Origin of the sequence: Streptococcus mitis, from assembly GCF_002096815.1 — a bacterium.
Taxonomy (GTDB): domain Bacteria; phylum Bacillota; class Bacilli; order Lactobacillales; family Streptococcaceae; genus Streptococcus; species Streptococcus mitis_AD.
In genome coordinates, this window is record NZ_NCVJ01000020.1 from 241,899 (window position 1) to 263,920 (window position 22,022).

36 protein-coding genes and 1 pseudogene are annotated in these 22,022 nt (G+C 39.2%); 31 read left to right on the forward strand and 6 right to left on the reverse strand.

The window, feature by feature from the left end; translation table 11 throughout:
• Positions 1-12: 12 nt before the first annotated feature.
• The 4 genes from B7696_RS06545 (at position 13) to B7696_RS06560 (ending at position 4,776) form a co-directional block, all read left to right on the forward strand.
• Positions 13-1,269: a competence/damage-inducible protein A gene (locus B7696_RS06545; RefSeq protein ID WP_084862807.1), complete on the forward strand. Its 1,257-nt coding sequence runs from the start codon at positions 13-15 to the stop codon at positions 1,267-1,269.
• Between the two features lie 54 nt (positions 1,270-1,323).
• The gene (gene recA, locus B7696_RS06550; RefSeq protein WP_084862809.1) at positions 1,324-2,478 is read left to right on the forward strand and encodes a recombinase RecA; all 1,155 of its coding nucleotides are present in this window, start codon (positions 1,324-1,326) and stop codon (positions 2,476-2,478) included.
• A gap of 114 nt (positions 2,479-2,592) precedes the next feature.
• Positions 2,593-3,963 (forward strand): MATE family efflux transporter, encoded by a 1,371-nt coding sequence (locus B7696_RS06555; RefSeq protein WP_084862811.1) that lies wholly within the window; start codon positions 2,593-2,595, stop codon positions 3,961-3,963.
• A gap of 96 nt (positions 3,964-4,059) precedes the next feature.
• Positions 4,060-4,776: a YebC/PmpR family DNA-binding transcriptional regulator gene (locus tag B7696_RS06560; protein WP_000532893.1), complete on the forward strand. Its 717-nt coding sequence runs from the start codon at positions 4,060-4,062 to the stop codon at positions 4,774-4,776.
• An 86-nt stretch (positions 4,777-4,862) separates the two neighbouring features.
• On the opposite strand, the gene B7696_RS06565 is transcribed toward B7696_RS06560, so the two are convergent.
• The 4 genes from B7696_RS06565 to B7696_RS06580 form a co-directional block, all read right to left on the reverse strand.
• Entirely contained in the window at positions 4,863-5,990 is a 1,128-nt protein-coding gene (locus B7696_RS06565) for a tyrosine-type recombinase/integrase (RefSeq protein WP_084862813.1), read from the reverse strand.
• Positions 5,991-6,132: 142 nt separating this feature from the next.
• Positions 6,133-6,513, reverse strand: a complete 381-nt coding sequence (locus B7696_RS06570) for an ImmA/IrrE family metallo-endopeptidase (protein WP_084862815.1) — start codon at positions 6,511-6,513, stop codon at positions 6,133-6,135.
• A 222-nt stretch (positions 6,514-6,735) separates the two neighbouring features.
• Positions 6,736-7,827 (reverse strand): hypothetical protein, encoded by a 1,092-nt coding sequence (locus B7696_RS06575; RefSeq protein WP_084862817.1) that lies wholly within the window; start codon positions 7,825-7,827, stop codon positions 6,736-6,738.
• A 3-nt stretch (positions 7,828-7,830) separates the two neighbouring features.
• Positions 7,831-8,184 carry a helix-turn-helix domain-containing protein gene (locus B7696_RS06580; RefSeq protein WP_084862872.1) on the reverse strand — a complete coding sequence of 118 codons (354 nt, stop codon included), beginning with the start codon at positions 8,182-8,184 and terminating at the stop codon, positions 7,831-7,833.
• Between the two features lie 305 nt (positions 8,185-8,489).
• Here B7696_RS06580 and B7696_RS06585 point away from each other — a divergent pair, with 305 nt between their 5' ends.
• Complete coding sequence (locus tag B7696_RS06585; RefSeq protein ID WP_084862819.1) at positions 8,490-8,690, forward strand: hypothetical protein; 201 nt, start codon at positions 8,490-8,492, stop codon at positions 8,688-8,690.
• On the opposite strand, the gene B7696_RS10575 is transcribed toward B7696_RS06585, so the two are convergent.
• Positions 8,670-8,930 (reverse strand): DUF2513 domain-containing protein, encoded by a 261-nt coding sequence (locus B7696_RS10575; RefSeq protein ID WP_338092169.1) that lies wholly within the window; start codon positions 8,928-8,930, stop codon positions 8,670-8,672. The genes B7696_RS06585 and B7696_RS10575 overlap by 21 nt on opposite strands.
• Before the next feature lie 177 nt (positions 8,931-9,107).
• Between B7696_RS10575 and B7696_RS06595 the strand changes: the two genes are divergently transcribed.
• Positions 9,108-9,320, forward strand: a complete 213-nt coding sequence (locus tag B7696_RS06595) for a helix-turn-helix domain-containing protein (RefSeq protein ID WP_084862821.1) — start codon at positions 9,108-9,110, stop codon at positions 9,318-9,320.
• 130 nt (positions 9,321-9,450) lie between these two features.
• Here the strand turns inward: B7696_RS06595 and B7696_RS06600 are convergent, their stop codons facing one another.
• Complete coding sequence (locus tag B7696_RS06600; RefSeq protein ID WP_084862823.1) at positions 9,451-9,690, reverse strand: hypothetical protein; 240 nt, start codon at positions 9,688-9,690, stop codon at positions 9,451-9,453.
• Positions 9,691-9,799: 109 nt separating this feature from the next.
• Here B7696_RS06600 and B7696_RS06605 point away from each other — a divergent pair, with 109 nt between their 5' ends.
• The 25 genes and pseudogenes from B7696_RS06605 to B7696_RS06725 all read left to right on the forward strand — a co-directional run bounded on the left by B7696_RS06605 (position 9,800) and on the right by B7696_RS06725 (position 21,927).
• Positions 9,800-10,072 carry a hypothetical protein gene (locus tag B7696_RS06605; RefSeq protein ID WP_054380428.1) on the forward strand — a complete coding sequence of 91 codons (273 nt, stop codon included), beginning with the start codon at positions 9,800-9,802 and terminating at the stop codon, positions 10,070-10,072.
• Positions 10,073-10,139: 67 nt separating this feature from the next.
• A complete protein-coding gene (locus B7696_RS06610; protein WP_084862825.1) occupies positions 10,140-10,466 on the forward strand; it encodes a hypothetical protein in 327 nt (108 codons plus the stop codon).
• Positions 10,447-10,638 (forward strand): hypothetical protein, encoded by a 192-nt coding sequence (locus tag B7696_RS06615; RefSeq protein ID WP_084862827.1) that lies wholly within the window; start codon positions 10,447-10,449, stop codon positions 10,636-10,638. Before B7696_RS06610 ends, B7696_RS06615 begins: the two co-directional genes overlap by 20 nt.
• A 133-nt stretch (positions 10,639-10,771) precedes the next feature.
• Entirely contained in the window at positions 10,772-10,999 is a 228-nt protein-coding gene (locus tag B7696_RS06620) for a hypothetical protein (protein WP_084862829.1), read from the forward strand.
• Between the two features lie 12 nt (positions 11,000-11,011).
• Entirely contained in the window at positions 11,012-11,353 is a 342-nt protein-coding gene (locus tag B7696_RS06625; protein WP_084862832.1) for a hypothetical protein, read from the forward strand.
• Complete coding sequence (locus B7696_RS06630; RefSeq protein ID WP_084862834.1) at positions 11,354-11,584, forward strand: hypothetical protein; 231 nt, start codon at positions 11,354-11,356, stop codon at positions 11,582-11,584.
• 13 nt (positions 11,585-11,597) lie between these two features.
• Positions 11,598-12,320 carry an HNH endonuclease signature motif containing protein gene (locus tag B7696_RS06635; protein WP_084862836.1) on the forward strand — a complete coding sequence of 241 codons (723 nt, stop codon included), beginning with the start codon at positions 11,598-11,600 and terminating at the stop codon, positions 12,318-12,320.
• A complete protein-coding gene (locus B7696_RS06640; RefSeq protein ID WP_049479653.1) occupies positions 12,313-12,795 on the forward strand; it encodes a siphovirus Gp157 family protein in 483 nt (160 codons plus the stop codon). Before B7696_RS06635 ends, B7696_RS06640 begins: the two co-directional genes overlap by 8 nt.
• An 8-nt stretch (positions 12,796-12,803) precedes the next feature.
• A complete protein-coding gene (locus tag B7696_RS06645) occupies positions 12,804-13,154 on the forward strand; it encodes a hypothetical protein (protein WP_239822197.1) in 351 nt (116 codons plus the stop codon).
• Positions 13,154-13,618, forward strand: a complete 465-nt coding sequence (locus B7696_RS06650; RefSeq protein WP_049479651.1) for a hypothetical protein — start codon at positions 13,154-13,156, stop codon at positions 13,616-13,618. Before B7696_RS06645 ends, B7696_RS06650 begins: the two co-directional genes overlap by 1 nt.
• Positions 13,587-14,762 (forward strand): DEAD/DEAH box helicase family protein, encoded by a 1,176-nt coding sequence (locus B7696_RS06655; RefSeq protein WP_084862838.1) that lies wholly within the window; start codon positions 13,587-13,589, stop codon positions 14,760-14,762. Before B7696_RS06650 ends, B7696_RS06655 begins: the two co-directional genes overlap by 32 nt.
• A gap of 10 nt (positions 14,763-14,772) precedes the next feature.
• Positions 14,773-14,988: a hypothetical protein gene (locus B7696_RS06660; protein WP_084862840.1), complete on the forward strand. Its 216-nt coding sequence runs from the start codon at positions 14,773-14,775 to the stop codon at positions 14,986-14,988.
• A gap of 11 nt (positions 14,989-14,999) precedes the next feature.
• Positions 15,000-15,314, forward strand: coding sequence for a hypothetical protein (locus tag B7696_RS06665; protein WP_084862842.1), 315 nt, complete (start codon positions 15,000-15,002; stop codon positions 15,312-15,314).
• An 11-nt stretch (positions 15,315-15,325) separates the two neighbouring features.
• Entirely contained in the window at positions 15,326-16,036 is a 711-nt protein-coding gene (locus B7696_RS06670; RefSeq protein WP_084862844.1) for an ERF family protein, read from the forward strand.
• The gene (locus tag B7696_RS06675) at positions 16,036-16,326 is read left to right on the forward strand and encodes a hypothetical protein (RefSeq protein ID WP_007518737.1); all 291 of its coding nucleotides are present in this window, start codon (positions 16,036-16,038) and stop codon (positions 16,324-16,326) included. Before B7696_RS06670 ends, B7696_RS06675 begins: the two co-directional genes overlap by 1 nt.
• Positions 16,326-16,718 carry a single-stranded DNA-binding protein gene (gene ssb, locus B7696_RS06680; protein ID WP_084862847.1) on the forward strand — a complete coding sequence of 131 codons (393 nt, stop codon included), beginning with the start codon at positions 16,326-16,328 and terminating at the stop codon, positions 16,716-16,718. Before B7696_RS06675 ends, ssb begins: the two co-directional genes overlap by 1 nt.
• 11 nt (positions 16,719-16,729) lie before the next feature.
• Positions 16,730-17,558 (forward strand): annotated as a pseudogene (locus tag B7696_RS06685) (bifunctional DNA primase/polymerase).
• Positions 17,542-18,942, forward strand: coding sequence for a VapE domain-containing protein (locus B7696_RS06690; protein WP_084862849.1), 1,401 nt, complete (start codon positions 17,542-17,544; stop codon positions 18,940-18,942). Before B7696_RS06685 ends, B7696_RS06690 begins: the two are co-directional and overlap by 17 nt.
• Before the next feature lie 379 nt (positions 18,943-19,321).
• The gene (locus tag B7696_RS10445; RefSeq protein WP_192856292.1) at positions 19,322-19,474 is read left to right on the forward strand and encodes a DUF7204 family protein; all 153 of its coding nucleotides are present in this window, start codon (positions 19,322-19,324) and stop codon (positions 19,472-19,474) included.
• Entirely contained in the window at positions 19,474-19,767 is a 294-nt protein-coding gene (locus B7696_RS06695) for a hypothetical protein (RefSeq protein ID WP_084862851.1), read from the forward strand. The genes B7696_RS10445 and B7696_RS06695 overlap by 1 nt, the downstream gene beginning before the upstream one ends.
• Positions 19,768-19,779: 12 nt before the next feature.
• A complete protein-coding gene (locus B7696_RS06700; RefSeq protein ID WP_084862853.1) occupies positions 19,780-20,040 on the forward strand; it encodes a DUF1372 family protein in 261 nt (86 codons plus the stop codon).
• Positions 20,037-20,477: a YopX family protein gene (locus B7696_RS06705; protein WP_084862855.1), complete on the forward strand. Its 441-nt coding sequence runs from the start codon at positions 20,037-20,039 to the stop codon at positions 20,475-20,477. The genes B7696_RS06700 and B7696_RS06705 overlap by 4 nt, the downstream gene beginning before the upstream one ends.
• Positions 20,474-20,794, forward strand: coding sequence for a 3-dehydroquinate synthase (locus tag B7696_RS06710; RefSeq protein WP_084862857.1), 321 nt, complete (start codon positions 20,474-20,476; stop codon positions 20,792-20,794). Before B7696_RS06705 ends, B7696_RS06710 begins: the two co-directional genes overlap by 4 nt.
• A gap of 284 nt (positions 20,795-21,078) precedes the next feature.
• On the forward strand, positions 21,079-21,210 hold the full coding sequence (locus tag B7696_RS10615) for a hypothetical protein (RefSeq protein WP_275655724.1): 132 nt from the start codon (positions 21,079-21,081) through the stop codon (positions 21,208-21,210).
• 255 nt (positions 21,211-21,465) lie between these two features.
• Positions 21,466-21,927, forward strand: coding sequence for a DUF1492 domain-containing protein (locus B7696_RS06725; protein ID WP_084862861.1), 462 nt, complete (start codon positions 21,466-21,468; stop codon positions 21,925-21,927).
• The last annotated feature ends 95 nt before the right edge of the window (positions 21,928-22,022 follow it).

Below are 22,022 nucleotides of genomic sequence, written 5' to 3' on the forward strand. Positions count from 1 at the left end.
GTAGGAGGAAACATGAAAGCAGAAATCATTGCTGTTGGAACAGAGATTTTGACAGGACAGATTGTCAATACCAATGCTCAGTTTTTATCGGAAAAACTAGCAGAGATTGGGGTAGATGTTTATTTTCAGACGGCTGTAGGAGACAATGAAGCTCGTCTCTTGTCTTTGCTTGAGATTGCCAGTCAACGTAGCAGTCTGGTGATTTTGACAGGTGGTTTAGGGCCAACCGAGGACGATTTGACCAAGCAAACGTTGGCTAAATTTTTAGGAAAAGAATTAGTTTTTGATCCTCAGGCACAGGAGAAGTTGGATGTCTTTTTTGCCCAGAGACCAGACTATGCCCGAACACCGAATAATGAAAGACAAGCTCAAATTGTAGAAGGAGCGACTCCACTGCCAAACGAAACAGGATTGGCTGTTGGAGGAATCTTAGAAGTTGATGGAGTGACCTACGTCGTTCTTCCTGGTCCACCAAGTGAATTGAAACCCATGGTCTTAAACCAACTTCTACCCAAGTTGATGACAGGGAGCAAGCTGTATTCCCGAGTTCTTCGTTTCTTTGGAATTGGCGAAAGTCAGCTAGTGACCATTTTGGCTGATTTGATTGACAATCAAACAGATCCGACCTTAGCGCCTTATGCCAAGACAGGAGAAGTCACTCTGCGTTTGTCAATAAAGGCTAGCAGACAAGAAGAGGCGACTCAAGCGCTGGATATCTTGGAAAATCAAATCTTAGGTCGCCAGACCTTTGAAGGCCTTTCTTTACGAGACCTTTGTTATGGTTATGGGGAAGAAACTAGTTTAGCTAGCATTGTGGTAGAAGAACTGAAAAGGCAGGGGAAAACCATCACGGCTGCTGAGAGTTTGACGGCTGGTCTTTTCCAAGCTAAGGTAGCGGATTTTTCGGGTGCTTCAAGTATATTTAAGGGTGGTTTTGTAACCTATAGCTTGGAGGAAAAATCAAAGATGTTGGATATTCCTGTCAAGGATTTGGAAGAACAGGGTGTGGTGTCTGAATATACAGCTCAGAAGATGGCTGAACAGGTACGAAGCAAGACCCAGTCAGATTTTGGCATTAGCTTGACTGGAGTGGCAGGACCAGATAGCCTAGAAGGGCACCCAGCTGGGACAGTCTTTATAGGCTTGGCACAGGAGCATGGAACTGAGGTCATCAAGGTCAATATTGGAGGCAGAAGTCGAGCAGATGTACGCCACATTGCGGTTATGCATGCCTTTAACCAAGTTCGCAAGGCTTTATTAAGTGACTAACTTTTGATATAATAGTAGATAGGTCTAAGGACCATTAGAATGTAGGAGAATAGAATGGCGAAAAAACCAAAAAAATTAGATGAAATTTCAAAAAAATTCGGGGCAGAACGTGAAAAAGCCTTGAATGACGCTCTTAAATTGATTGAGAAAGACTTTGGTAAGGGTTCAATCATGCGTTTGGGTGAACGTGCAGAGCAAAAGGTGCAAGTGATGAGCTCAGGTTCTTTGGCTCTTGACATTGCCCTTGGTTCAGGTGGTTATCCTAAGGGACGTATCATTGAAATTTATGGACCAGAGTCATCTGGTAAGACAACAGTTGCCCTTCATGCAGTTGCGCAAGCGCAAAAAGAAGGTGGGATTGCAGCCTTTATCGATGCGGAGCATGCCCTTGATCCAGCTTATGCTGCTGCTCTTGGGGTCAACATTGATGAGTTGCTCTTGTCTCAACCAGACTCAGGAGAGCAAGGTCTTGAAATTGCAGGAAAATTGATTGACTCAGGTGCTGTGGACCTTGTCGTAGTTGACTCCGTTGCGGCTCTTGTCCCTCGTGCGGAAATTGATGGAGATATCGGAGACAGCCACGTTGGTTTGCAGGCTCGTATGATGAGCCAGGCTATGCGTAAACTTGGTGCTTCTATCAATAAAACCAAAACAATTGCCATCTTTATCAACCAATTGCGTGAAAAAGTTGGGGTTATGTTTGGAAATCCAGAAACAACTCCTGGTGGACGTGCTCTGAAATTCTACGCATCAGTCCGTTTGGATGTTCGTGGAAGCACACAAATCAAGGGAACTGGTGACCAAAAAGACACCAATGTCGGTAAAGAAACTAAGATCAAGGTCGTGAAAAACAAGGTGGCTCCACCATTTAAGGAAGCCTTCGTTGAAATCATGTACGGAGAAGGGATTTCTAAGACTGGTGAGCTTTTGAAGATCGCAAGCGATTTGGATATCATCAAAAAAGCAGGAGCTTGGTACTCTTACAAGGATGAGAAAATCGGGCAAGGTTCTGAAAATGCTAAGAAATACTTGGCAGAAAACCCAGAAGTCTTTGATGAGATTGACCATCAAGTCCGTGTTCAATTTGGTTTGATTGATGGAGAAGAAGCTGCTGAAAGCAAAAAAGATGAAGCAGTTCAAGCAGATTCTGTGAATGAAGAAGTAACTCTTGACCTAGGCGATGAGCTTGAAATCGAAATTGAAGAATAAGCTGTCAAAGTAGTGGAGGAATCCACTGCTTTTTCGATTATTTGTTAAATATTTCAGATTGCCTATAGTTTGCTGTTTCTTGTCGCTCCTCTATAAAGCTGATATAATAGCCTTATGAATAAAAAACGAACAGTGGACCTGATTCATGGTCCGATTCTTCCCTCGCTCTTAAGCTTCGCTTTTCCGATCTTGCTATCCAATATTTTTCAACAGCTCTATAACACTGCTGATGTCTTGATTGTTGGGCGTTTCCTTGGTCAAGATTCCTTGGCTGCAGTAGGGGCGACAACTGCCATTTTTGATCTGATTATAGGCTTTACACTTGGTGTCGGAAATGGTATGGGGATTGTCATTGCCCGCTATTATGGGGCTCGGAATTTTACTAAAATCAAGGAAGCGGTAGCGGCCACCTGGATTTTAGGTGCAATTTTGAGTGTTGTAGTGATGCTACTGGGCTTTCTTGGTTTGTATCCTCTCTTGCAATACCTAGATACTCCTGCTGAAATCCTCCCCCAGTCCTATCAATATATTTCTATGATTGTGACTTGTGTTGGTGTCAGCTTTGCCTATAACCTCTTTGCAGGTTTGTTGCGGTCTATTGGGGACAGTCTAGCAGCCCTTGGTTTTCTGATTTTTTCTGCCTTGGTCAATGTAGCTCTGGATCTCTATTTTATTACGCAACTGCATCTGGGAGTTCAATCTGCGGGCCTTGCTACCATCATTTCGCAAGGCTTATCAGTTGTTCTCTGCTTTTATTATATCCGTAAGAGTGTGCCAGAACTTTTGCCTCAACTCAAGCATTTCAAATGGGACAAGGCCTTATACGCCGATCTCTTGGAGCAAGGTTTGGCTATGGGTTTGATGAGTTCGATTGTGTCCATCGGTAGTGTGATTTTACAGTCTTCTGTTAATACCTTTGGTGCCGTGATTATTAGTGCCCAGACGGCGGCTCGACGCATTATGGCCTTCGCCCTTCTTCCTATGACTGCTATTTCTGCGTCAATGACGACCTTTGCTTCTCAGAATCTTGGTGCCAAGCGACCAGACCGCATTGTTCAAGGCCTTCGAATCGGCAGTCGTCTAAGTATGTCCTGGGCAGTGTTTGTTTGTGCCTTCCTCTTTTTTGCCAGTCCTGCCTTGGTTTCCTTCTTGGCCAGTTCAACGGATGGCTACTTGGTAGAAAATGGTAGTCTCTACTTGCAAATCAGCTCAGCCTTTTATCCTATTTTGAGTCTCTTGTTGATTTATCGCAATTGCTTGCAGGGCTTGGGGCAAAAGGTCCTTCCTCTGGTTTCCAGCTTTATTGAACTAATCGGAAAAATCGCTTTTGTGGTCTTGATTATTCCTTGGGCGGGCTATAGGGGTGTTATCCTTTGTGAACCCCTTATCTGGGTTGCTATGACCATTCAACTGTACTTCTCACTCTTCCGTCATCCTTTGATAAAAGAAGGCAAGGCCATCTTGGCAACAAAAGTGTCATCATAGCTCGATTTGCTAAATAAAATCCGTTTCCTCTAGTGAAAATCGAAAAAACTTGTGTTATAATAAGAAAGATTAAAATGTGAAAAAAGGAGATTCCTAATGGGACGTAAATGGGCCAATATCGTAGCCAAGAAAACGGCTAAAGATGGAGCTAACTCTAAAGTATATGCAAAATTTGGTGTAGAAATCTATGTAGCAGCTAAAAAAGGTGATCCAGACCCAGAATCAAACACTGCCTTGAAATTCGTTATCGACCGTGCCAAACAAGCACAAGTGCCAAAACACGTTATCGATAAAGCGATTGATAAAGCAAAAGGAAACACAGACGAAACCTTTACAGAAGGACGTTACGAAGGTTTTGGACCAAATGGTTCTATGCTGATCGTTGATACTTTGACTTCAAACGTCAACCGTACAGCAGCTAATGTCCGTGCAGCTTTTGGTAAAAACGGCGGAAACATGGGCGCTTCAGGTTCTGTTTCTTACCTCTTTGACAACAAGGGTGTTATCGTATTTGCAGGTGAAGATGCGGACGCGGTCTTTGAGCAATTGCTAGAAGCAGATGTGGATGTGGACGATGTAGAGGCAGAAGAAGGAACAATCACTGTTTACACAGCTCCAACAGACCTTCACAAGGCTATCGTTGCCCTCCGTGAGTCTGGTATTGAAGAATTCCAAGTGACAGAATTGGAAATGATTCCTCAGTCAGAAGTGGAATTGTCAGGCGATGACCTTGAAACATTTGAAAAACTTTACAGCGTTCTTGAAGACGACGAAGACGTACAAAAGATTTATACGAACGTAGACGGATTCTAATGACAAAAATATAACCCTTGGAAATACTGGATTTTCAAGGGTTATTGTTATTTTGTGCGAACGAAAGGGGCAGGAAAGGGGCAAAATTAAAAAATACTATCTAACGTTTCTACGAGTTTACCCTCCATATCTTGTGTAGTGTGGGAGTATATTTCTAAAGTCATTTTTGCGTTTGAGTGACCAACACGATCCATTATTGATTTGATAGGTAATCCAGACTCTGCTAAAAACGAGATGTGAGAATGTCTGAAAATATGACTAGATAAATTTTTTTCTATTCCAGCTTTCGCACCGTATTTTTTTATAGCTTGAATAAAAGATGCTAATGTTATTGGGCTATTCCAGACTTCTAAGCAAAAGATATAATCATCATCTTTTAGCGGCTGATAGCGTTCAGTGAGGCGGATCACTTGACGTTGTATGGCCTCTATAACCGCATCTGATACCAATATTGTTCTAATAGATTTTGCGGTTTTTGGCAATGTTTTTATTTTGTTTACTGAATCAAAATTACCTGTAATCTCAATTTTTTTATTTTGGAAGTCTATATTTTTGAGTTGTAATGCGGTCAACTCTCCATATCTCATACCAGTAAGAGCAAGAACCGTTACCATATCGGCATATTTTTGTTGATATGGTTGATTGTTTAGTGCGTCTATTAATGTTTTGATTTCTTGCATAGTCAAAAACTTGTTGCGCTTTTTTTCAATATCTTCTAAAGTTTCCGGCTTTTTAGGAATAACCGTGTAATTAACCTCGTTATTTCCGATATAGGAGTATTGAACTGCATAATCGAAGACGCTTTTGAGTCTGCTGCGTACTCTATAAGCTGTATGATAGCCATTGCTATCAATAATATTTTCAATCTTGCTCTGGATATATCGTCTATCGATATTAGCTAGTAAAGTGTCAGATGGTATTTCTTTTTTCATAGTTGCATCAACAAAAGTATAATTGTGTTTTGTAGATGCTTTTACTGTTTGCGCCCATGATTTATAGAAAAGGTTATAGATTTCTTCAAATGTAATGCTTTCTACCTGTTTTGTGCTGAGTTTTTTATTTATCTTTTCCTGCAGCAAGATAGCAGCTTGATTTCTTGCCTGGGGAGTTTTCTTCTCCATCGTGACTGAGACTTTTTTTAATTTCTCAGTATATGGATCTTTGTAGCGCTCAAAAAATTTATATTTGCCATTTGGCAATTCTTCCATCCACATTGATTTTACCTCACTTTTTTGTTAAAATGGGTATAGTAAAAAGGGCTTTTTAATGCCTTTTACTATACTACCTAATCCTCACACTCTCCTCGACCAAAATTTGAGTGTGGGGTTTTTTTATTTTTATAGTTATTCTGATGAACTATCCTATCAATTCATAATATTCGTCAATGACCATCAATTCGTCTGCGACTGTTCTAAGCTCATGTTTTTGCATGAAATGAAGATAGTTGAATGATTGATGGTCATCTGATAGTGAGAGTTCTTCTTCTAACAATTTATGAATCATGTGCCTATTAGCCTCATTCTCGCATCTGGTGTGGTTATTTTTATATAGTGCAGTAGAATGTTCTAGATGTCCTAATTCGTGGTATATGACCCGTTTTTTTGCGTTCTCTGACAGCTCACGGTTTATAAAGATAATACTGATTTCTTTGATGTAAACTCCTGGTCTTTGCCAGAGGTCATTATCAAAGTAAGCGAGAGTGACACCGTGCGAGTCCACTAGCTCTTCAATAGTCATAGGCTATCATCCTTCAAATATTTTTTTAAATTAGTTGTTTTATCTCATGAACTAGAGTAAAATAGAATTGAAAGGAAGTGATTAAAATGAAGTTGAAACTCTATGCACATTTAGCTGTACTGTTTCAAGTTTCAGCATTTGTTTTTTTGATTTGTTACTTTTTTCTAAGACAAATCCTAACACTTCCAATCATCGTTTTACTCAGTTTCATTATTTCTGAAATTATTCTTCGACTTTTTCTGGAGATTCGAGTAGTTCATCTCGAAGAATCTTAGTTGCTACTTCTGGAGCTTTAATATCTAGTTGAGATGTAGCACCTTCGAACTCCGGACTCATTCCTTTATCCACTAATAACGCAAGAGCCTCAGCATTTATTTTATTTGCTTGGGCTTTTTTGATAGCTTCGTCACCATCACTGTTAAGTCGGGCCTTAAAAACGTTACCTTTAAAGTCGATTTCAACATCAGCTCCATTACGCTTGATGAGATTTTTGAATGCTGCTCCGCCTGCGAATATGGTAATAAATGTTAGGACTGGGATAAGTACTGCTGGATTTCCAAGCAATTCGATAGGCCCTGTTGATTGCACATTGGTTCTCAGGACAACTTTTTCATCTTCCATTCCACTTGATTTTTTTACGATATCTGCCATTTGCAAGACGGTATGTAGGAAAGCTGAGTATCCAAAAGCGTCGATATTATTTTCTTCCTGGACTTTAAAAGTGAGACTCATGTGATCGTGGTCGATGTAGGTATCATACAAACCACGGTTGATGAATTTTTTATAGGGATTTGCATCTGTGATTGTGTGACCAGAGTACACTAGTTTATATAATTGTGGATCAATATCTCTGTTTGGAATAATTCCTAGCCAGTGGACTTTTATTCTTTTGTTAAAGGGACAAACGTTGGAGGCTGCTTCTATATTCGCATCGCTTTCTGTGTAGGGCCTACTAGTCACCTCACCAATAAGGAAATCATTTGGAGATTCTGAAGGGACGATAACGACATCTCCGACATTTAAACCGTAAGCAAACTTCATCATTTGACTATAGGCAGAGCCAGGTTTTTCTATACTTTTATCAAATTCTTTTATCTTTCCCTTTATAGAATCTTCATCGAGTCGTTCTAGGTCTTCTAAGGTGATGTAGTTCCATCCGATGGCGATATAGCCGCCGGTGAGGAAACTTTTATAAAATAATCCTTTCTGAGCTCTTACGAACCAATAGTCCTTTGCGCTGTCTACTGAAGGTAGCTGATATTGAACTTTTTCAAAAAGGATGTTAAAAAAATCTACCTGTTCTTGCGTAATCATATCCTATCTACCTCTCAAATAAATCTCAATAATGTTCTGGATGGCATCGATATCTTCCTCTGTAAGTGGCTTGCCATCGAAGGTCTTGGCATTCTCTGCCATCTTTCGGAGGTCGTCAGACGTGTATCCTGCGATTGTATCATCCTTTGCAATAGACGGATTATCCGTTCGTCCGAGCAGGTAGTCTGTGGATACGTTGAAGTAGTCTGCTATTTCTTGTAGGCGGTCAGATTTAGGAGTCTTTTCTTTTAAAGTATAGAGGTAATTTATACTATAGCCTAAATCTTCGGCAACTTTTTGAAGACTTATTCCTTGTTTTTGGGCAAGTTCCTTAATCTTTTCAAGTGTGGAAAACATTGTCATATTACCTTTTCTAAGACATGACAAAAAATATTTTATAAAAAAGTGTTATTTTCTATTGACAAAAATAATACTAAAGTGTAAAATAGTTTTTGTAAGTTAATGAGTTAGTAAAAAACTGAGTTAAAACTTATCTAAAAATAAATAGCTTTGGCGAGCAAGAAAATTGATAGATACAAGGTTTTATCAAGGTTTTTAATTATGCTTTCATTTTACACTATGGTGTAAAAGTTGTCAAGTGTTTTATAAAATAATTTACTAACTCTTTAACTTATAGATTAGATAGAGAGGAGGAATAGCAAATGCCAAGACCGAAACATTGGCCGTATGTTACTAAAAGAAACACAGGAAGGTCACGATTAAGCAGTTTGTCCTTCCGTGGCAATAAATTGATTTTGGACTCCAAGGAATTAACAGGGGTCAAAAGTTATGAATTGAAAAAACTAGAAGCAAGAGCAAAATTTTCTGAATTAAAAATCACTTTACTTGTTAAGTTGGTCTGAAATAACTTTTGAAATGACTTCTACAGAGATGTCTTTTAAAACATTCAATGAAAATGAGCCTGCTTTTGAAGCTATACTCTTAGTCTTGTTCCAATTTGTATCTTGTCTAATATTAGCTAGAAACTCGTGTGCTTTTGGAGACAAGTCGATAATAATCGCGGATAAGTCAAACGTGTAAGATACATCTCCGATAAAAAATCCTGCGTAATCTGCTTGACGAATATGATAAAAAAATCGTATCTACTCCATATTTATCAAACAAAGGTTCGTCCTTTTCTTCGCTGTAAAATACAACATTGTCAAATGTAGATTTTGCTTCGATATCAAGCAATAGGTCACGAATGCAGTCAGGGTTCAGCTTCATTGTTCTACCTCATAATTATTTTTTAAAACTATTATAGCAGAAAGGAGAAATATATGAGCCAACAACATCTTAAATGGATTGAGCTTGTAAAAGAGCGAATTGAACAACGTGGATGGTCACAGACGGACTTGGCCATTGTTGTAGGTGTTAGTCCATCAGCTATCACGCAGTTGCTGAAAGATGGAAAAGGGAGCGATGACTTGAAACTTCGCATTAACAAGAAGTTGCGAATCAATGAGTCGTGGGAAAAATTTGAGGAAGCTTAGCAAGGAGAGTCTATGGAAGAATTTATTGATGCTCTTGAAAAAGAAAAAGACCACCTCGAAAAAATCATTAAGGTAGTCACCTCTGGTGGTAAATTTCTGAGATTGCCATATCAAAAAAAGTCACGCTCGATTAGTGAGAACCTGAAATTGATTTCTCAAAATCTTGATAAATTGAGCGAGCGAGTTCAACAAACCACGAATCAGCATTCATGATTTCAAGATGACGAAAGAAACCTGTTTTGGTTTCCAGTTCGGAATCGTGTGCATAGCGTAATATTTCTCTAGCAAAGATGGTTTCAAAATCAAAATCTTTACCATCATCGTAGATGTCGCGTTTGCTTGCTTTAAGTAAATATTCTTTAAAAGTCATGATTTATCTCCATTCTAAGTTGATAAGTCAATTATAACAAAAAGCACCTAACGAAAGTCAGGCGCTTACTAAAATTTTCAATTTAATTATATCACAGAAAGGAGCAAAAATGGAAGCAGTTGAAATTGTAAGAATTAAAGATGTAATCATCGAGAAGGTTTCAGCCAACGATGAAGAATTAGAACACATCTTTGGATGCTCAAAGCGACAAGCAGGAGACATGAGACGTGAGATGAAGAAGTTGCCTAGCCAACAGAAGCATCTTAGGAATGATGGCCAGCTTGTCACAATCAAAGGCTTTGACGAATATCTGCAATATCGTGGGACTCAAGCTTGGAAAAAAGAAATGGTAAAAAGCAAGAAAATGAGGTCGGTAGGATGAACCTATTAACAACAATCAAAAACTGGTTGGAAAAAGAGAAAAAATTAAAGATTTAGAGGAGCTAAAAATGTTTGAACCACCGATTTTAAATCAATTAATGGGCGTTGGAGGCTTGCTGATTGGATTTGCAGGAGCTTGTCGTCATATCAAATTACAGGAACAACGCAAGGAAGAAGAAAGACGAGAAGAGCAAGAATTTGCGTCTATGATTATCCAAGGGTATAACCATGCATTCGAACGTGGTAGAGAGGACAAATGGCAAGAGATTCGCAAGAATATCCGTCGTCCATTTCCTGGCTTTACCTACGACAACGAACCGCCTGTAGGTTTACGACCAGAACCTCTAGCGTTACCAGAGCCACGGAGAGTACGGTATGCAAATCGTATGGGATAGACAAGCGTGGGATTTATCCACTTGTAAGCGCAGAGAGAAGATGCGTGACCTAGAAATGATGGCGCATATGCAGCATGAAATAGATGATCTCAAGAAGCAATTGAAAAAGGAACAATCTTTAAGAAAGAGATTAGAAGCAGAGAATTTCCAACTGAAATTACGGAGGAAATGATGTATTTATGGAAATGCACGTGCGCAGATTGTGGACGTGAGTTTGATTGGTATGATAACTATCCACCTCTTGAATGTGTAAAATGTGAGAGCGTGGAAATCAAAAATGAATTTAAAGGAAGGGCGTATGACTGATGGATTTACACCATAAAGGGAAGTCGTTTCTCAGAGCAGAAGTAACTGAGGAACAGAAAGAATTTGTAAAATTACTAGCCGATATTAAGGGAATTCCAACTCAAGAATTTCTTGGACAAGTTGTTGCAAATTTTGTAAACAACAACAGACAACTAATTGATAAATATCAAAATGATTTAAAAGCATTGGTTGAAGATGCAAGTTCAAACGTGAATATGAACGTGTAAGGAGAGAAAAACATGACTCAAGCGGAACGAATCAGGGAATATTATAGAGAGCACCCTACTGCCTCATGTGATGAAGTGGCTGAGGTTGTCGGTACAACAAATAGTAATGTGAGGGCGAACTTGGCCAAAGACATCAAGGCAGGCAGATGCATTCGCTTGGAAGATAAGTCATACGACTACTCGCCTTACTATAACCATACACAGGCACTCACTGAGTTGGTTGATTGGAAGAATGACAACAGACGTGAGTGGGTGGATATGCTGACAAGAGCAGCAGAAAAAGAAACGGATAGCAACGTTATGCGTTTGCTAATCAAAGAAGCAAATAAACTGATGAAAGAGGTGACGAAGTAAATGGTTCGAAATAAATTGACAGATTTAACCAATACTCTTTTCGCCCAACTAGAAACATTGGATGATAGGGATCTTACTGCTGATGAATTAAAGACGGAACTCCAACGATCAAAACAGATGGTCGCTATCTCTGGCCAAATCCTTCAAGCTGGCCAGTTGGCGCTAGATGCTAAAAAATTCAAAGACAAGGTAGGTGAAGTCAATGCCCCGATCGCTTTGCTGGAAGGATGAGTACACGGAGTATATGCATGAAATATGCCCTGGTCGACTAACTCCTGAAGTAACCAGATTACTAAATGAGAAATTTGGGACGAATTACAACAAGACTCAAATCGGCGGTGTTCGTAAACGTTTAGGCTTGCTTGTTGGCGAAGCCTATCAAGGCAGATTGCTGACTAAGGAGCAACACGACTATCTTGTATCGATCCAAAAAAATAAGATTTCTCGTGATGTCGCAAATGAAATGAACCAAAAATTTGGCTTATCACTAACTGAGAAACAGATTAAGAGTTATCGGAGAAATAATAATCTACATAGTGGTTTGACGGGAAGATTCGAGAAAGGTCAGACTCCTCACAATAAGGGGAAGAAGTACCCGAATCGGCCACCCAATAGTGGTTACTTCAAAAAAGGTAATAGACCTCCCAATTATGTACCTGTCGGCACTATCAACTACACAACAGATGGTTATCCGAAAGAAAAGATTGGAGAACCTAATCAATGGGTTTTGAAACATCGTAAAGTGTGGGAAGAACATCACGGGCCGATACCAAAAGGGTACTCAATCGTTTTTCTGGACGGCGATAAAACAAACTATGATATTTCAAACCTGGCATGTTTATCTAAAAATGAAATCGCTAGAATGAATCAAAATCATCTATTTACGTCCAACGCTGATTTGACTAAATCTGGTATTGGACTAACAAAACTTACAAACAAAATCAGAGAGGTAGAAAAAAATGGCTAGTTTATACGAACTGACAGGTCAGTTTCTGACAATTTATCAAATGGATATTGATGACGAAACAAAAACGGACACGCTTGAGGCTATCGATTGGCAAGAACAATTCGAACAGAAAGCAGAAGGGTATGCCCATGTTATCAAGAATCTAGAAGCCGACGTGGCCATGTACAAGGCTGAGGAAGAGAGCTTCAAAGCGAAGAAACAGGCGGCACAGAAAAAGCTGGATTATGTCAAGGACAACATTATGACAGCTATGAATGTCACGGGGCAAACCGAAGTTAAGAGCGGTGCTCTTACTATAAAAATTGCTAAGAATCCAGAATCAGTTAAGGTCAACGAAGACGACCTTCCGAAAAAATATTTTACAAAAAAAGTGACGCTTGCGCCGGACAAAAAAACACTCAAAGAGTTGCTTAAATCTGGCAAGAAAGTCAAAGGAGCCGAGCTCATTAGAACGGAAAAGTTGGTGATTAAGTAATGAAATTGATGAATAAAACACGAGTAACAGATTCACTAGCAGTTGTGATTGGACCGGAATCAATTGAAGTACTTGTTACTGAAGGTTTTCTATTCGATGTTGCGATTCGTTTTGTGAAAGTGGATGAAGCAAATCTTGATCAGGGAAATGAAAAGCCAGTATTCACTCCGGAATACAAGCTTGTCACAGTCGCTAAATATAAGGAAAAACCTATCTTTGAATCGGAGGAAGATATTCGAAAATTTGAGAAGCAAGCAAAAGAAGTTAAATCGCTATTTGCTTTTGCAAAAGTGAATAAACAAAATTGGTTTAACACGGCCCTTTATCCAGGAGTGCTAACAGAGAAAGTTGGTGTTTGATGAAGATTTTAGCTATTGATCCAAGTAGTAATAAAATCGAAACTAGTACAACAGGAATTGTACTCTTGGATAATGCGAAACTGGTCGATTATTGGGTAGTCCCTTATGGCGCTCAAAACTTCAAAGCCTGGTTTAAAGAGATTGGTCGCAGTCTTGAGTTTGATATAGTGGTCGTTGAAAAATTCGAAGTTAGGGACAATGATTATTCCAGGGATAACTCAGTTGTAGAAACTATCGCAGCCATTGAGCTATGCTATCCGAATTTGGTTCTGCAACGAAATGCTGGCTATCAGACAGATATACCCAACGACTTATTAAAAGCTTTAGGGCTGTGGACCTTTGACAAGAGTCATCACAACGATGTGAGGGCAGCTGCAAGGCTCGGGCTATTTTATGCCCAGAGGAACGATATTGAGGAGGTGATTGTGGACATTGGCAATCGAATTACGCAAATGGCAAGCTGAAGCAGTCAAAAGAAGTGACCGTAATTGTCCTGGGATTTTCCTTGAGGCATACGGTGGACGTGGTAAAACAATCTGTGCTTTTGAAATAGCGAAGCACAAGGGGGCTAAAAAAGTCCTAGTAATCAATAATCGGTTGGCCATTCTGGATGGCTGGAGTAGTACCTATAAAAATTTAGGCTATAATACTGATTTTGAATTAGAAACCATGACGGACCGCAGATTGCAGAACAGACTTGCAAGCGGTGAGTCTATTGAGTGCGATGTGTTCATTATTGACGAGTGGCAGAACATGTCTAGTGATGCCAACGTGAAGGCTTATCGCAAGGTCAAACGTGGCTATACAGTTGGACTATCTGCAACCCCGATCAGGAAGAAGGGGCAAAATTTTTACCCTCTAGAAAAAACATTTTTTGGTATGGCTGATCCTAATCAAAGGGAAAACTGGCAACTAGCCCACGGCAAGATGAAGTATTCCAAATTCAGCTATTCTAAGCAAGAATGGGATGACTTTCGAGATTATGAAAACTATGTAAGTAATCTGCCCAACTTCTTCCGCTGGGAAGAAGTAGAAGATATTGAGGAGGCCGAAGAAAACAACGGATTTGAAGTTGTCTTTGAACCTATCTGGTGTCTAACAGCAAATCCGGAGGAATTAGATCAATTTAGAAAATTGAACATCGTTGGGAAAAATGGTAAATATGCCATGGCCAAACAAACATTTGGTCGAAAGACTTTTGAACGATATTTAATCCAGACAGGATTTGAGGTTGACTTCCCAAAGTTGAAGGCTGTTAATGCAGATACTCCAATGCTACTTCAATTGGATCTTCTGCTGGCTAGTAAGACAGAAATGTTGATAGTCAGCAAATCTAAGCAGATTGTAGAGGTCATTCGAGAACGTCATCCAGAAATTGGTATTTGGACAGGAGATAAGAAGGACTCTCTTGAACAGACAAACGTTGTAGCCACGAGCCAGGTGTTGGGTGTGGGTGTGGATGGTCTACAACATAAATTTAAGACTATTGTAATTTTAGATCCTGTCAGTCCGTCTGACGGTGATTATGACGATTATCGCCAACTTTTATGGCGAGTAACAGGCAGCCGTCAACAACATGACGTGCGTGTCATTGAATTTTATTTCTAAGGAGAATCGAATGCGAATTAAAAAAATTATCAGTCAATACCGAAGAGAATTCACAGCAGAATATGAATGTGAACATTGTGGCTTCATGAAAATTAATAGCGGATATGATGACGCAAACTTTCATAATAACGTGGTCCCAAATATGGAATGTGAGAAATGTGGAAAGAAAGCAGAATCTAATTACAGACCTCTTGCTCCAAAATACCCAGAAGATTATCAAATTTAAGGAGAATCAAAATGAAACTTTCAAGTGATTATATTGTAATGCGTGACAAACAAAGCGGACATTTTTTAAATGAACTCAAGAACAAGCGTTCTTCATTAGCTACTCAGGCCGGTTTTGTGGATGATATTCGAGGTGCTCTTACAATGCCATATGATTGTTATCTTGAACAGAAAACAGCGCTAAAAGCATTGGCTAAAGTACACGGAATGGAGATTATTCGGGTTAAGGCTACATTTGATCTAACTTATCCAAATGGTGGCGATGTTCAAAAAATCGAGCGTCAAAATACTAAGCCTGATTTGTTTGATCTATTGAGAAGTTTATAAAGGGGAACTGTATGGTAACAAAACAACAATCCCCAATCTTTGTCACTTTACAGAGCATCCAGCAGAGTTTAGTTGCTCCCAAAGGACAGTATAACAGTTTTGGGAAGTACAGCTATCGAAGCGCAGAGGACATCTTAGAAGCGCTGAAGCCAATACTGAAGGAACATGATGCGGTATTGATTTTACAAGATGGAATTGTACAAATCGGTGACAGGTACTATGTTGAAGCAACTGCGACTCTTTATGCGGTTGGTGAAACTATTGGGACTACAGCCTATGCTAGAGAAGATGATAGCAAAAAAGGGATGGATGGTAGTCAAGTTACAGGTGCTGCATCCAGCTATGCACGTAAGTACGCGCTAAACGGACTCTTTATGATTGATGACAACAAGGATCCTGATACGGATGAATATCATAATCAGAATAGCCAAGCAGGCCGTACGTCGCAAAAACCAGCTCAAAAAACAAATAGCCAGCAAAAGCAACCGGCTAATGCTCCAGCTAAAAGTAACGGAGCCAAAACAATTACAGGAGCACAGGCTAAAGCCATTCGGACAGAACTCAAAAATATGGCTGAGGCTACAGGGAGTCCTGCTGCAACAATTGGAAAATGGTTCATCGATAAAATGGGTGTTGACAAACCTGAAAGCATTCCAGCTGATCGATTGAAGGAAGCTCAGAAGATTATAGCAGATGCCAAGAAAGCAAGAGGTATTGAGTAATGGGATATACGGAACTGGGGCGCAAACGTCCGATTGAATTACAGATTGATTATTATGATAAGATCCTAGTTTATCAGCATCAAGGTGAGATTTGGGGTGTATGTTATAAGCACGGAGAAATTGATTGTGTTTACAACTACACTAAGAACGATTTCTTTTGGCTTGAAATTTCAGATATGTCCTTAAAAGAAATTGTTACTAAAATTATCAAGCCTTTGAAGAGAAATAACCCTGGATTATACTCATTTCATGAGAGTACGTTCAGTAGAATTTTGGAGGTAATAAAATAATGATTAACAATGTTGTACTTGTAGGGCGTATGACACGTGACGCTGAGTTACGTTATACCCCATCAAATGTAGCAGTTGCGACTTTTACTCTTGCAGTAAACCGTACATTTAAGAGTCAAAATGGCGAACGTGAGGCTGATTTCATCAATGTCGTTATGTGGCGCCAACAGGCTGAAAATCTTGCTAATTGGGCTAAGAAAGGCTCTCTTGTTGGGATTACAGGCCGTATTCAGACTCGTAGTTACGATAACCAGCAAGGACAACGTGTCTATGTGACAGAAGTCGTAGCTGAGAATTTCCAAATGTTGGAAAGCCGTAATCAACAAAGTTCGAATGATACATTTGGGAATGACAACCCGATGGATATTCAAGACGACGATTTACCATTCTAAGGAGTTACTAAATGGGAATGAAAGAACATGCCTTGGCTTATCAAAAAAAAAGGATTTTCGGTTATTCCTATTAGTCCTTCAAATAAGCAACCGATGATCAAATTTGCTGATAAACCAGCTATGACTGCGCAAGAAATTGAGGATTTTTGGATTCAGTATCCGGATAGCAACATTGCTGTCCGGACTGACAAATTCTTCGTAATCGATATTGACTTACACGGTAAGCATAACGGATACGAGAGCTTGGCAAATTGGGAGCATCTGAATTTGATAACTCCAACGCTGCAGGCAAGAACTGCAAGTGGTGGAAAACATATCTTTTACTTTAAGCATCCAGACGTGACCATGACTCAAATGATAGGATTTCTACCTGGCGTCGACATCAAGGCGCATCCAAATAACTATGTTTTAGTTGCTCCATCTAAGACCCCAAAAGGAGAATATGCCTGGGACTTAGAAAAATCTAAAGAGGGTGGCACTATGGTCACTGCTAGTCGATCTCTTGTTATGGCCATTAAGAAGGAATACAACAAAAAGAACTCTGGTAGCGATCTGGATAATATCTACTATCAAATCAGCAAAGGTGCTGGCAAACGAAACAGAACAACCGAATTATTTGAAATGGTTGTCCTAGGCTTCGGCGATGAAGGCAGCAGAAATGATACACTTGCAAAATTTGTAGGCGGACTCTTGAGCAGGTCAGTAGAACCGAACTGTATACTGCAACTAGCAGAAACAGCCAATAACAATTCAGTAGAACCTCTTAGTCACAAAGAATTAAGTAGGACTGTCGAATCCATGATCAAGAAACATATGAGGGGGGGTGGCCATAATAGGTGATGTTACGAATATTTCAATTAAGCAATTTTCACGCAGAAAGAAAAAAATCTTAAATGAAGAAGGCGAACAGATTGAAATTGAATCTATTGTGGCTGACAGTCCTAGAAATGTACTACTTGCCATGAAAAGTGACAGTAAGCTCAATGATTTTCTCCGGCACAATGAGTTTACTGGAGAACATGAAATTGTGGAGGATGTCAAACTGGATGCTATCCAGTTGAGAAAGGGGCAGCTACCTTCTGCCTTCGAATCCTATTTGAGCGTTTACTTAGAAAATCACTTCAAGACAGTTTTCAAGGCTGGAGCATTAAGGGATGGCATCGAAGCGTTCTTTGCAGAAAAAACCTACAATCCGGTTAAAGAATATATGGAAAATGCTTATGAGTCATGGGATCATAAAGAACGACTTGCCCAGGTATTTCAAACTTGGTTAGGTGCCGAGGACAGTATTTTCGTTCAAAAAATAGCCGTCATGTTCTTTGTTGGGGCAGTCTCCAAGGTTTTTAATCCATGGGTTAAATTTGACTACACACTGGATCTTGTCGGTGGCCAGGGGGCTGGAAAGACCACTTTCTTGCAAAAAATAGCCGTCGATTGGTACACAGATTCAGCTAAGGATTTTATGGATAAGGACAACTATGAGATTATGCTGAAATCACTGATCGTCAACGATGATGAGATGGTTGCTTCCAGAAAGACTACTTTTGACGAACTCAAAGCCTTTGTGACTAAAACAGAACTTTCTTTCCGTAGATCCTACGGTCGCAGGGCTGAAAAATTTCCTAAAAACTTTGTGATCGCAAGGACTAGCAATAAAATTGAGTATCTGGGAGATAAGACTGGCGAGCGGCGCTTTCTGCCTGTGCTGGTGGATGCAGGCCAGCAGTTTGTAAAACCTTTTGATATGACAGAGAATGATGTGCTCCAGCTTTGGGGTGAAGCAGTTGCCATCTACAAAAAAGGATTTATGCTTACCTTTGATGATGAGTTCGAAAATGAGCTTGCGGTCTATAAGGAGCGTTTCACTTATAAAGATGAGGCAGAATCACAGGTCTACGATTATCTTGAAATGCTAGTCCCGGAAGAGTGGGAAGACTTTTCAGTTTCTCAGCAATATCAATATACCTGGTGCTACTTCAATGATGGTAGCTATCGCAATGAGTCTGGTCTGATATATGAAGGTGTGAAGCTTCAATCAAGCGTGTCTGCTAAACAAATACTAAAGAATGTCTTTGATATTGATAGCGCGAGAGGTGAAAAGATTGCTAGGAAAATCAAGTTGATTATGGACAATAATCAGGATTGGGAATATAAAATAAAGAAGGTTAAAGGGAAGACATTACGTGCATATTTTAGAAAAAATATACAAACAGAAGTGATGTAACCTTAGTGAAAATGATGTAACCTTTTAGGCAAAAAACGGTCAAAAATCGTGTTTCGGTTACATCAGGTTACATCATTGATGTAACCACAGGAAAAATCAGTTATATCAAAGGTTTGAGTGCTGTTTTTGATAAAAATTTAAAAAAAGTGATGTAACCCTCCTAAACCCTTGATACTACTGATATTTTGGGGTGTCTATTAGTAAGGTTACATCATTTATATAAAATATTTAATAAGTAAAAATAGCAAGTGCTATAAACGTTGATATAACAGCATTCTTGTTTTTTATAAAATATGTTTTTCAAAAAGTGATGTAACCTGTAACCTTAGAAAAAATATTCATTAAACAAACATATTTTTTAATAAGTATAGGAGAAGAAATGTCATACACAGTAACATTGTATTTTGACAACATGGTAGACGAAACTCACTTTTTTAAGAAAGTGGGTGATGCTGCTAAATGCAAGGCTCAGCTCGAAAGCAAGTATCGAGGGAATCGAATGTATAAGGTGAAAATGGAGGAGGTGGAGTGATGGCATTAACGCTTGGAAGTAGTATTACTGAGCTTATTCTTGAAATTGGTAATATTTTAAACTCTCCTGATAACAATACAACAACTTTCGCACTTGAAATTCCAAATCAATCTTTCTTTCTAGAAATAAATGTAAAACCAAAGAAAAAGGAAAAAGAGTTAATGAATCCATATGTTGTGAAAAAAATTATGAGAGATGAAAACTCTGTTTTTGATAAAGACAATAATTACCACAAGCAGAAGGAAAAAGAAAGACATAATCCAGTCTTTAAACGAAAGAATTCAAAAAAGTAAGGAGGTCACAGTATGAAACGATTCATCGCAATATGGATTCTTGTCTCTGCTGGATTGAACATCTGGCAGATGGATAAGATTGCAGAGTTGGAGAAAAAGCGTCCGATTGTCGTCTACAAGGCAGATAACGCTGGCGCTGATATATTTGGTAAGGTCGTCGAGAAAGGACGACATGGCAAGCTGTATACAGTGACTATCAGAGATTATGGGGTGTTTGTGATTTCAAAGGATAAGTACGACAAAGTGAAAGTAGGAGATGAGGTGAGATTATGAGAACAAAATTCAGAGCGTATGATGGCAGCTCATTAAGCCGTATGTATCAACTGGACGAAGTGATGGTTGGTGGTGGCAATATTTGGATTATTGATGAGGATTCAGTCGCTGGTGACTGGATTGTAAATAATGACCTTGAACTAATGCAATCTACAGGGGTTCTTGACAAGAATAGTCAGGAAATCTTCGAAGGGGACATCCTTGAAATTCAAGGAATTAGAATGGTTGTAAAATTTGGAAGTTATGAATACATTGAGTCATCGAAGAGCAATGGGTATACGTTAGGTGTAGTGTACGACGGACTAGGTTTTTATGTCGAGTGCATCAACGCTGCTGATCCAGATAGGATAAGTCCATTTGAACCCAAAACGCTAAAAGAAAGCGCCATTATTGGAAATAGGTTTGAAAACCCAGAGCTTTTGGAGGGCAAGGAGTGAGATATTTTAAAATCTTATGTGTTATTTTATTTGCATCCTTACTCGTAGCATGTCACCAGATTTCGAGTGGGACAGTTGTAGATAAATACATTGATGAACCTCACACAACGTTCATACCTGTTATGAACGGTAAAAGTTCGGTACTTGTGCCAACCAGAACCGAAAGAAGATATATTCTGGTCGTTTCTGGATATGCAGGTAATAAGCCAGTTGAAAAAGCATTTAAAGTGACATCCAAGGAGTACAAGTACTATGGAATTGGCGACACTTTTACAAAAGATGCCGTTTTAGAGAATAAGGAAGGGGATAAACAATGAGACCAAAAAAATATCCGTACACAGGGAGCAAAATAAAGAAAGTGACTACAACAGGAATAGGAGCTCGAGAGCTTGTGGTTTTTCCTAACGTAGTTTTTAGAAAAGACTTACTCAAACACATTTTTTCAGTCGTCAAAATCCATGACAACACTACAATCATTTACTTCAGAATTCCAAAAGTATTCGGATACGAGGAGGAAAGAGCAAAAGTACATCTAAGCTATGAAAAGACGATGAGGATACTCAATAGCTACTAAAAAAAATAATTTTTTGGAGGTAAAGAAATGACACTAATTGATGAGGTGAAACGATTAAATTCAGAGAGTCACGCTAAATGGTTTGAGAGGTATTTTAAGGAATACGACCTAGAACACAAAATAAAATATCAGCCCAGCAAGGCTATACAGGTCATTTAATTAATGTGTTATCGGTTAGAGATGAATACATTAAACGTCGCTTAGATGATACAAAGACGATAGAAGCAATAAAACAGTTGCTAGGGCCAGGTTTTTTAGTGGAATACAAACTATACTATTCTAAAGATTTATTCAGCGGTTCTGAGTATGTTTCTAACAAGAAAATTCACATAACTTGGTAATAAAAAAAGCCAAGGCACTCTCTGCCTCAGCTATAATCTCAATAATATTATTATATCACAAAGGAGACAGAGAGTGAACAAGGCTAAAGAGCTATTGAAAGAATTACAAGACCTTGACATGGACATCCAGAGTCGTATCGACGAAATCAAAGAACTTGAGGCTGGTTTGCTCTCAAGTCCCAAGTGGTCCGATGTCAAAGTCCAAGGTGGTCAAACTAGAAAAGTTGATGACGTGTACGCTCAGTTGATCACGATGAAAGATGAAATTGAGAAAGATACCAAAGAAGTTATTAACAGAAAGCTTGAATTAGGTCGGATGATCAATAGGCTTAAAAATCCAAAACATAGAACAGTATTGAGGATGACATATATTAATAAAATGTACGTTGATGATATCTGTGATAGCATGGGGGGAATGAGTTCTCCCACATACTACCGTTTGAAGAAACAGGCGGTAAATGAGCTTGATGTCATTCTTTCGGAATTGATAGTGAATGATAGTAACGGTACAGGCATGAAGTCAAAAATCTGTTAGAATGGTAGTATCAAGAATTAAGGGTAAGGCAGTAAGCCTTCCCTGACATGGAGAGTTGGCAGAGTCAGGTTGAATGCGCCCGTTTGCTAGACGGG

Bases quoted from the DNA above. Each gene is read 5' to 3' on its own strand.
- B7696_RS06575 (WP_084862817.1), bottom strand. From the start codon at position 7,827: ATGATTACGCAAGAACAGGTAGATTTTTTTAACATCCTTTTTGAAAAA.
- B7696_RS06695 (WP_084862851.1), top strand. From the start codon at position 19,474: ATGGCATTAACGCTTGGAAGTAGTATTACTGAGCTTATTCTTGAAATT.
- B7696_RS06560 (WP_000532893.1), top strand. From the start codon at position 4,060: ATGGGACGTAAATGGGCCAATATCGTAGCCAAGAAAACGGCTAAAGAT.
- recA (WP_084862809.1), top strand. From the start codon at position 1,324: ATGGCGAAAAAACCAAAAAAATTAGATGAAATTTCAAAAAAATTCGGG.
- B7696_RS06605 (WP_054380428.1), top strand. From the start codon at position 9,800: ATGGAAGCAGTTGAAATTGTAAGAATTAAAGATGTAATCATCGAGAAG.
- B7696_RS06610 (WP_084862825.1), top strand. From the start codon at position 10,140: ATGTTTGAACCACCGATTTTAAATCAATTAATGGGCGTTGGAGGCTTG.
- B7696_RS06555 (WP_084862811.1), top strand. From the start codon at position 2,593: ATGAATAAAAAACGAACAGTGGACCTGATTCATGGTCCGATTCTTCCC.
- B7696_RS06625 (WP_084862832.1), top strand. From the start codon at position 11,012: ATGACTCAAGCGGAACGAATCAGGGAATATTATAGAGAGCACCCTACT.
- B7696_RS10445 (WP_192856292.1), top strand. From the start codon at position 19,322: ATGTCATACACAGTAACATTGTATTTTGACAACATGGTAGACGAAACT.
- B7696_RS06675 (WP_007518737.1), top strand. From the start codon at position 16,036: ATGGGATATACGGAACTGGGGCGCAAACGTCCGATTGAATTACAGATT.
- B7696_RS06620 (WP_084862829.1), top strand. From the start codon at position 10,772: ATGGATTTACACCATAAAGGGAAGTCGTTTCTCAGAGCAGAAGTAACT.
- B7696_RS06700 (WP_084862853.1), top strand. From the start codon at position 19,780: ATGAAACGATTCATCGCAATATGGATTCTTGTCTCTGCTGGATTGAAC.
- ssb (WP_084862847.1), top strand. From the start codon at position 16,326: ATGATTAACAATGTTGTACTTGTAGGGCGTATGACACGTGACGCTGAG.
- B7696_RS06565 (WP_084862813.1), bottom strand. From the start codon at position 5,990: ATGTGGATGGAAGAATTGCCAAATGGCAAATATAAATTTTTTGAGCGC.
- B7696_RS06570 (WP_084862815.1), bottom strand. From the start codon at position 6,513: ATGACTATTGAAGAGCTAGTGGACTCGCACGGTGTCACTCTCGCTTAC.
- B7696_RS06580 (WP_084862872.1), bottom strand. From the start codon at position 8,184: ATGTTTTCCACACTTGAAAAGATTAAGGAACTTGCCCAAAAACAAGGA.
- B7696_RS06585 (WP_084862819.1), top strand. From the start codon at position 8,490: ATGCCAAGACCGAAACATTGGCCGTATGTTACTAAAAGAAACACAGGA.
- B7696_RS06660 (WP_084862840.1), top strand. From the start codon at position 14,773: ATGCGAATTAAAAAAATTATCAGTCAATACCGAAGAGAATTCACAGCA.
- B7696_RS06670 (WP_084862844.1), top strand. From the start codon at position 15,326: ATGGTAACAAAACAACAATCCCCAATCTTTGTCACTTTACAGAGCATC.
- B7696_RS06545 (WP_084862807.1), top strand. From the start codon at position 13: ATGAAAGCAGAAATCATTGCTGTTGGAACAGAGATTTTGACAGGACAG.
- B7696_RS06635 (WP_084862836.1), top strand. From the start codon at position 11,598: ATGCATGAAATATGCCCTGGTCGACTAACTCCTGAAGTAACCAGATTA.
- B7696_RS06650 (WP_049479651.1), top strand. From the start codon at position 13,154: ATGAAGATTTTAGCTATTGATCCAAGTAGTAATAAAATCGAAACTAGT.
- B7696_RS06615 (WP_084862827.1), top strand. From the start codon at position 10,447: ATGCAAATCGTATGGGATAGACAAGCGTGGGATTTATCCACTTGTAAG.
- B7696_RS06640 (WP_049479653.1), top strand. From the start codon at position 12,313: ATGGCTAGTTTATACGAACTGACAGGTCAGTTTCTGACAATTTATCAA.
- B7696_RS06600 (WP_084862823.1), bottom strand. From the start codon at position 9,690: ATGACTTTTAAAGAATATTTACTTAAAGCAAGCAAACGCGACATCTAC.
- B7696_RS06595 (WP_084862821.1), top strand. From the start codon at position 9,108: ATGAGCCAACAACATCTTAAATGGATTGAGCTTGTAAAAGAGCGAATT.
- B7696_RS06645 (WP_239822197.1), top strand. From the start codon at position 12,804: ATGAATAAAACACGAGTAACAGATTCACTAGCAGTTGTGATTGGACCG.
- B7696_RS06665 (WP_084862842.1), top strand. From the start codon at position 15,000: ATGAAACTTTCAAGTGATTATATTGTAATGCGTGACAAACAAAGCGGA.
- B7696_RS10615 (WP_275655724.1), top strand. From the start codon at position 21,079: ATGACACTAATTGATGAGGTGAAACGATTAAATTCAGAGAGTCACGCT.
- B7696_RS06705 (WP_084862855.1), top strand. From the start codon at position 20,037: ATGAGAACAAAATTCAGAGCGTATGATGGCAGCTCATTAAGCCGTATG.
- B7696_RS06630 (WP_084862834.1), top strand. From the start codon at position 11,354: ATGGTTCGAAATAAATTGACAGATTTAACCAATACTCTTTTCGCCCAA.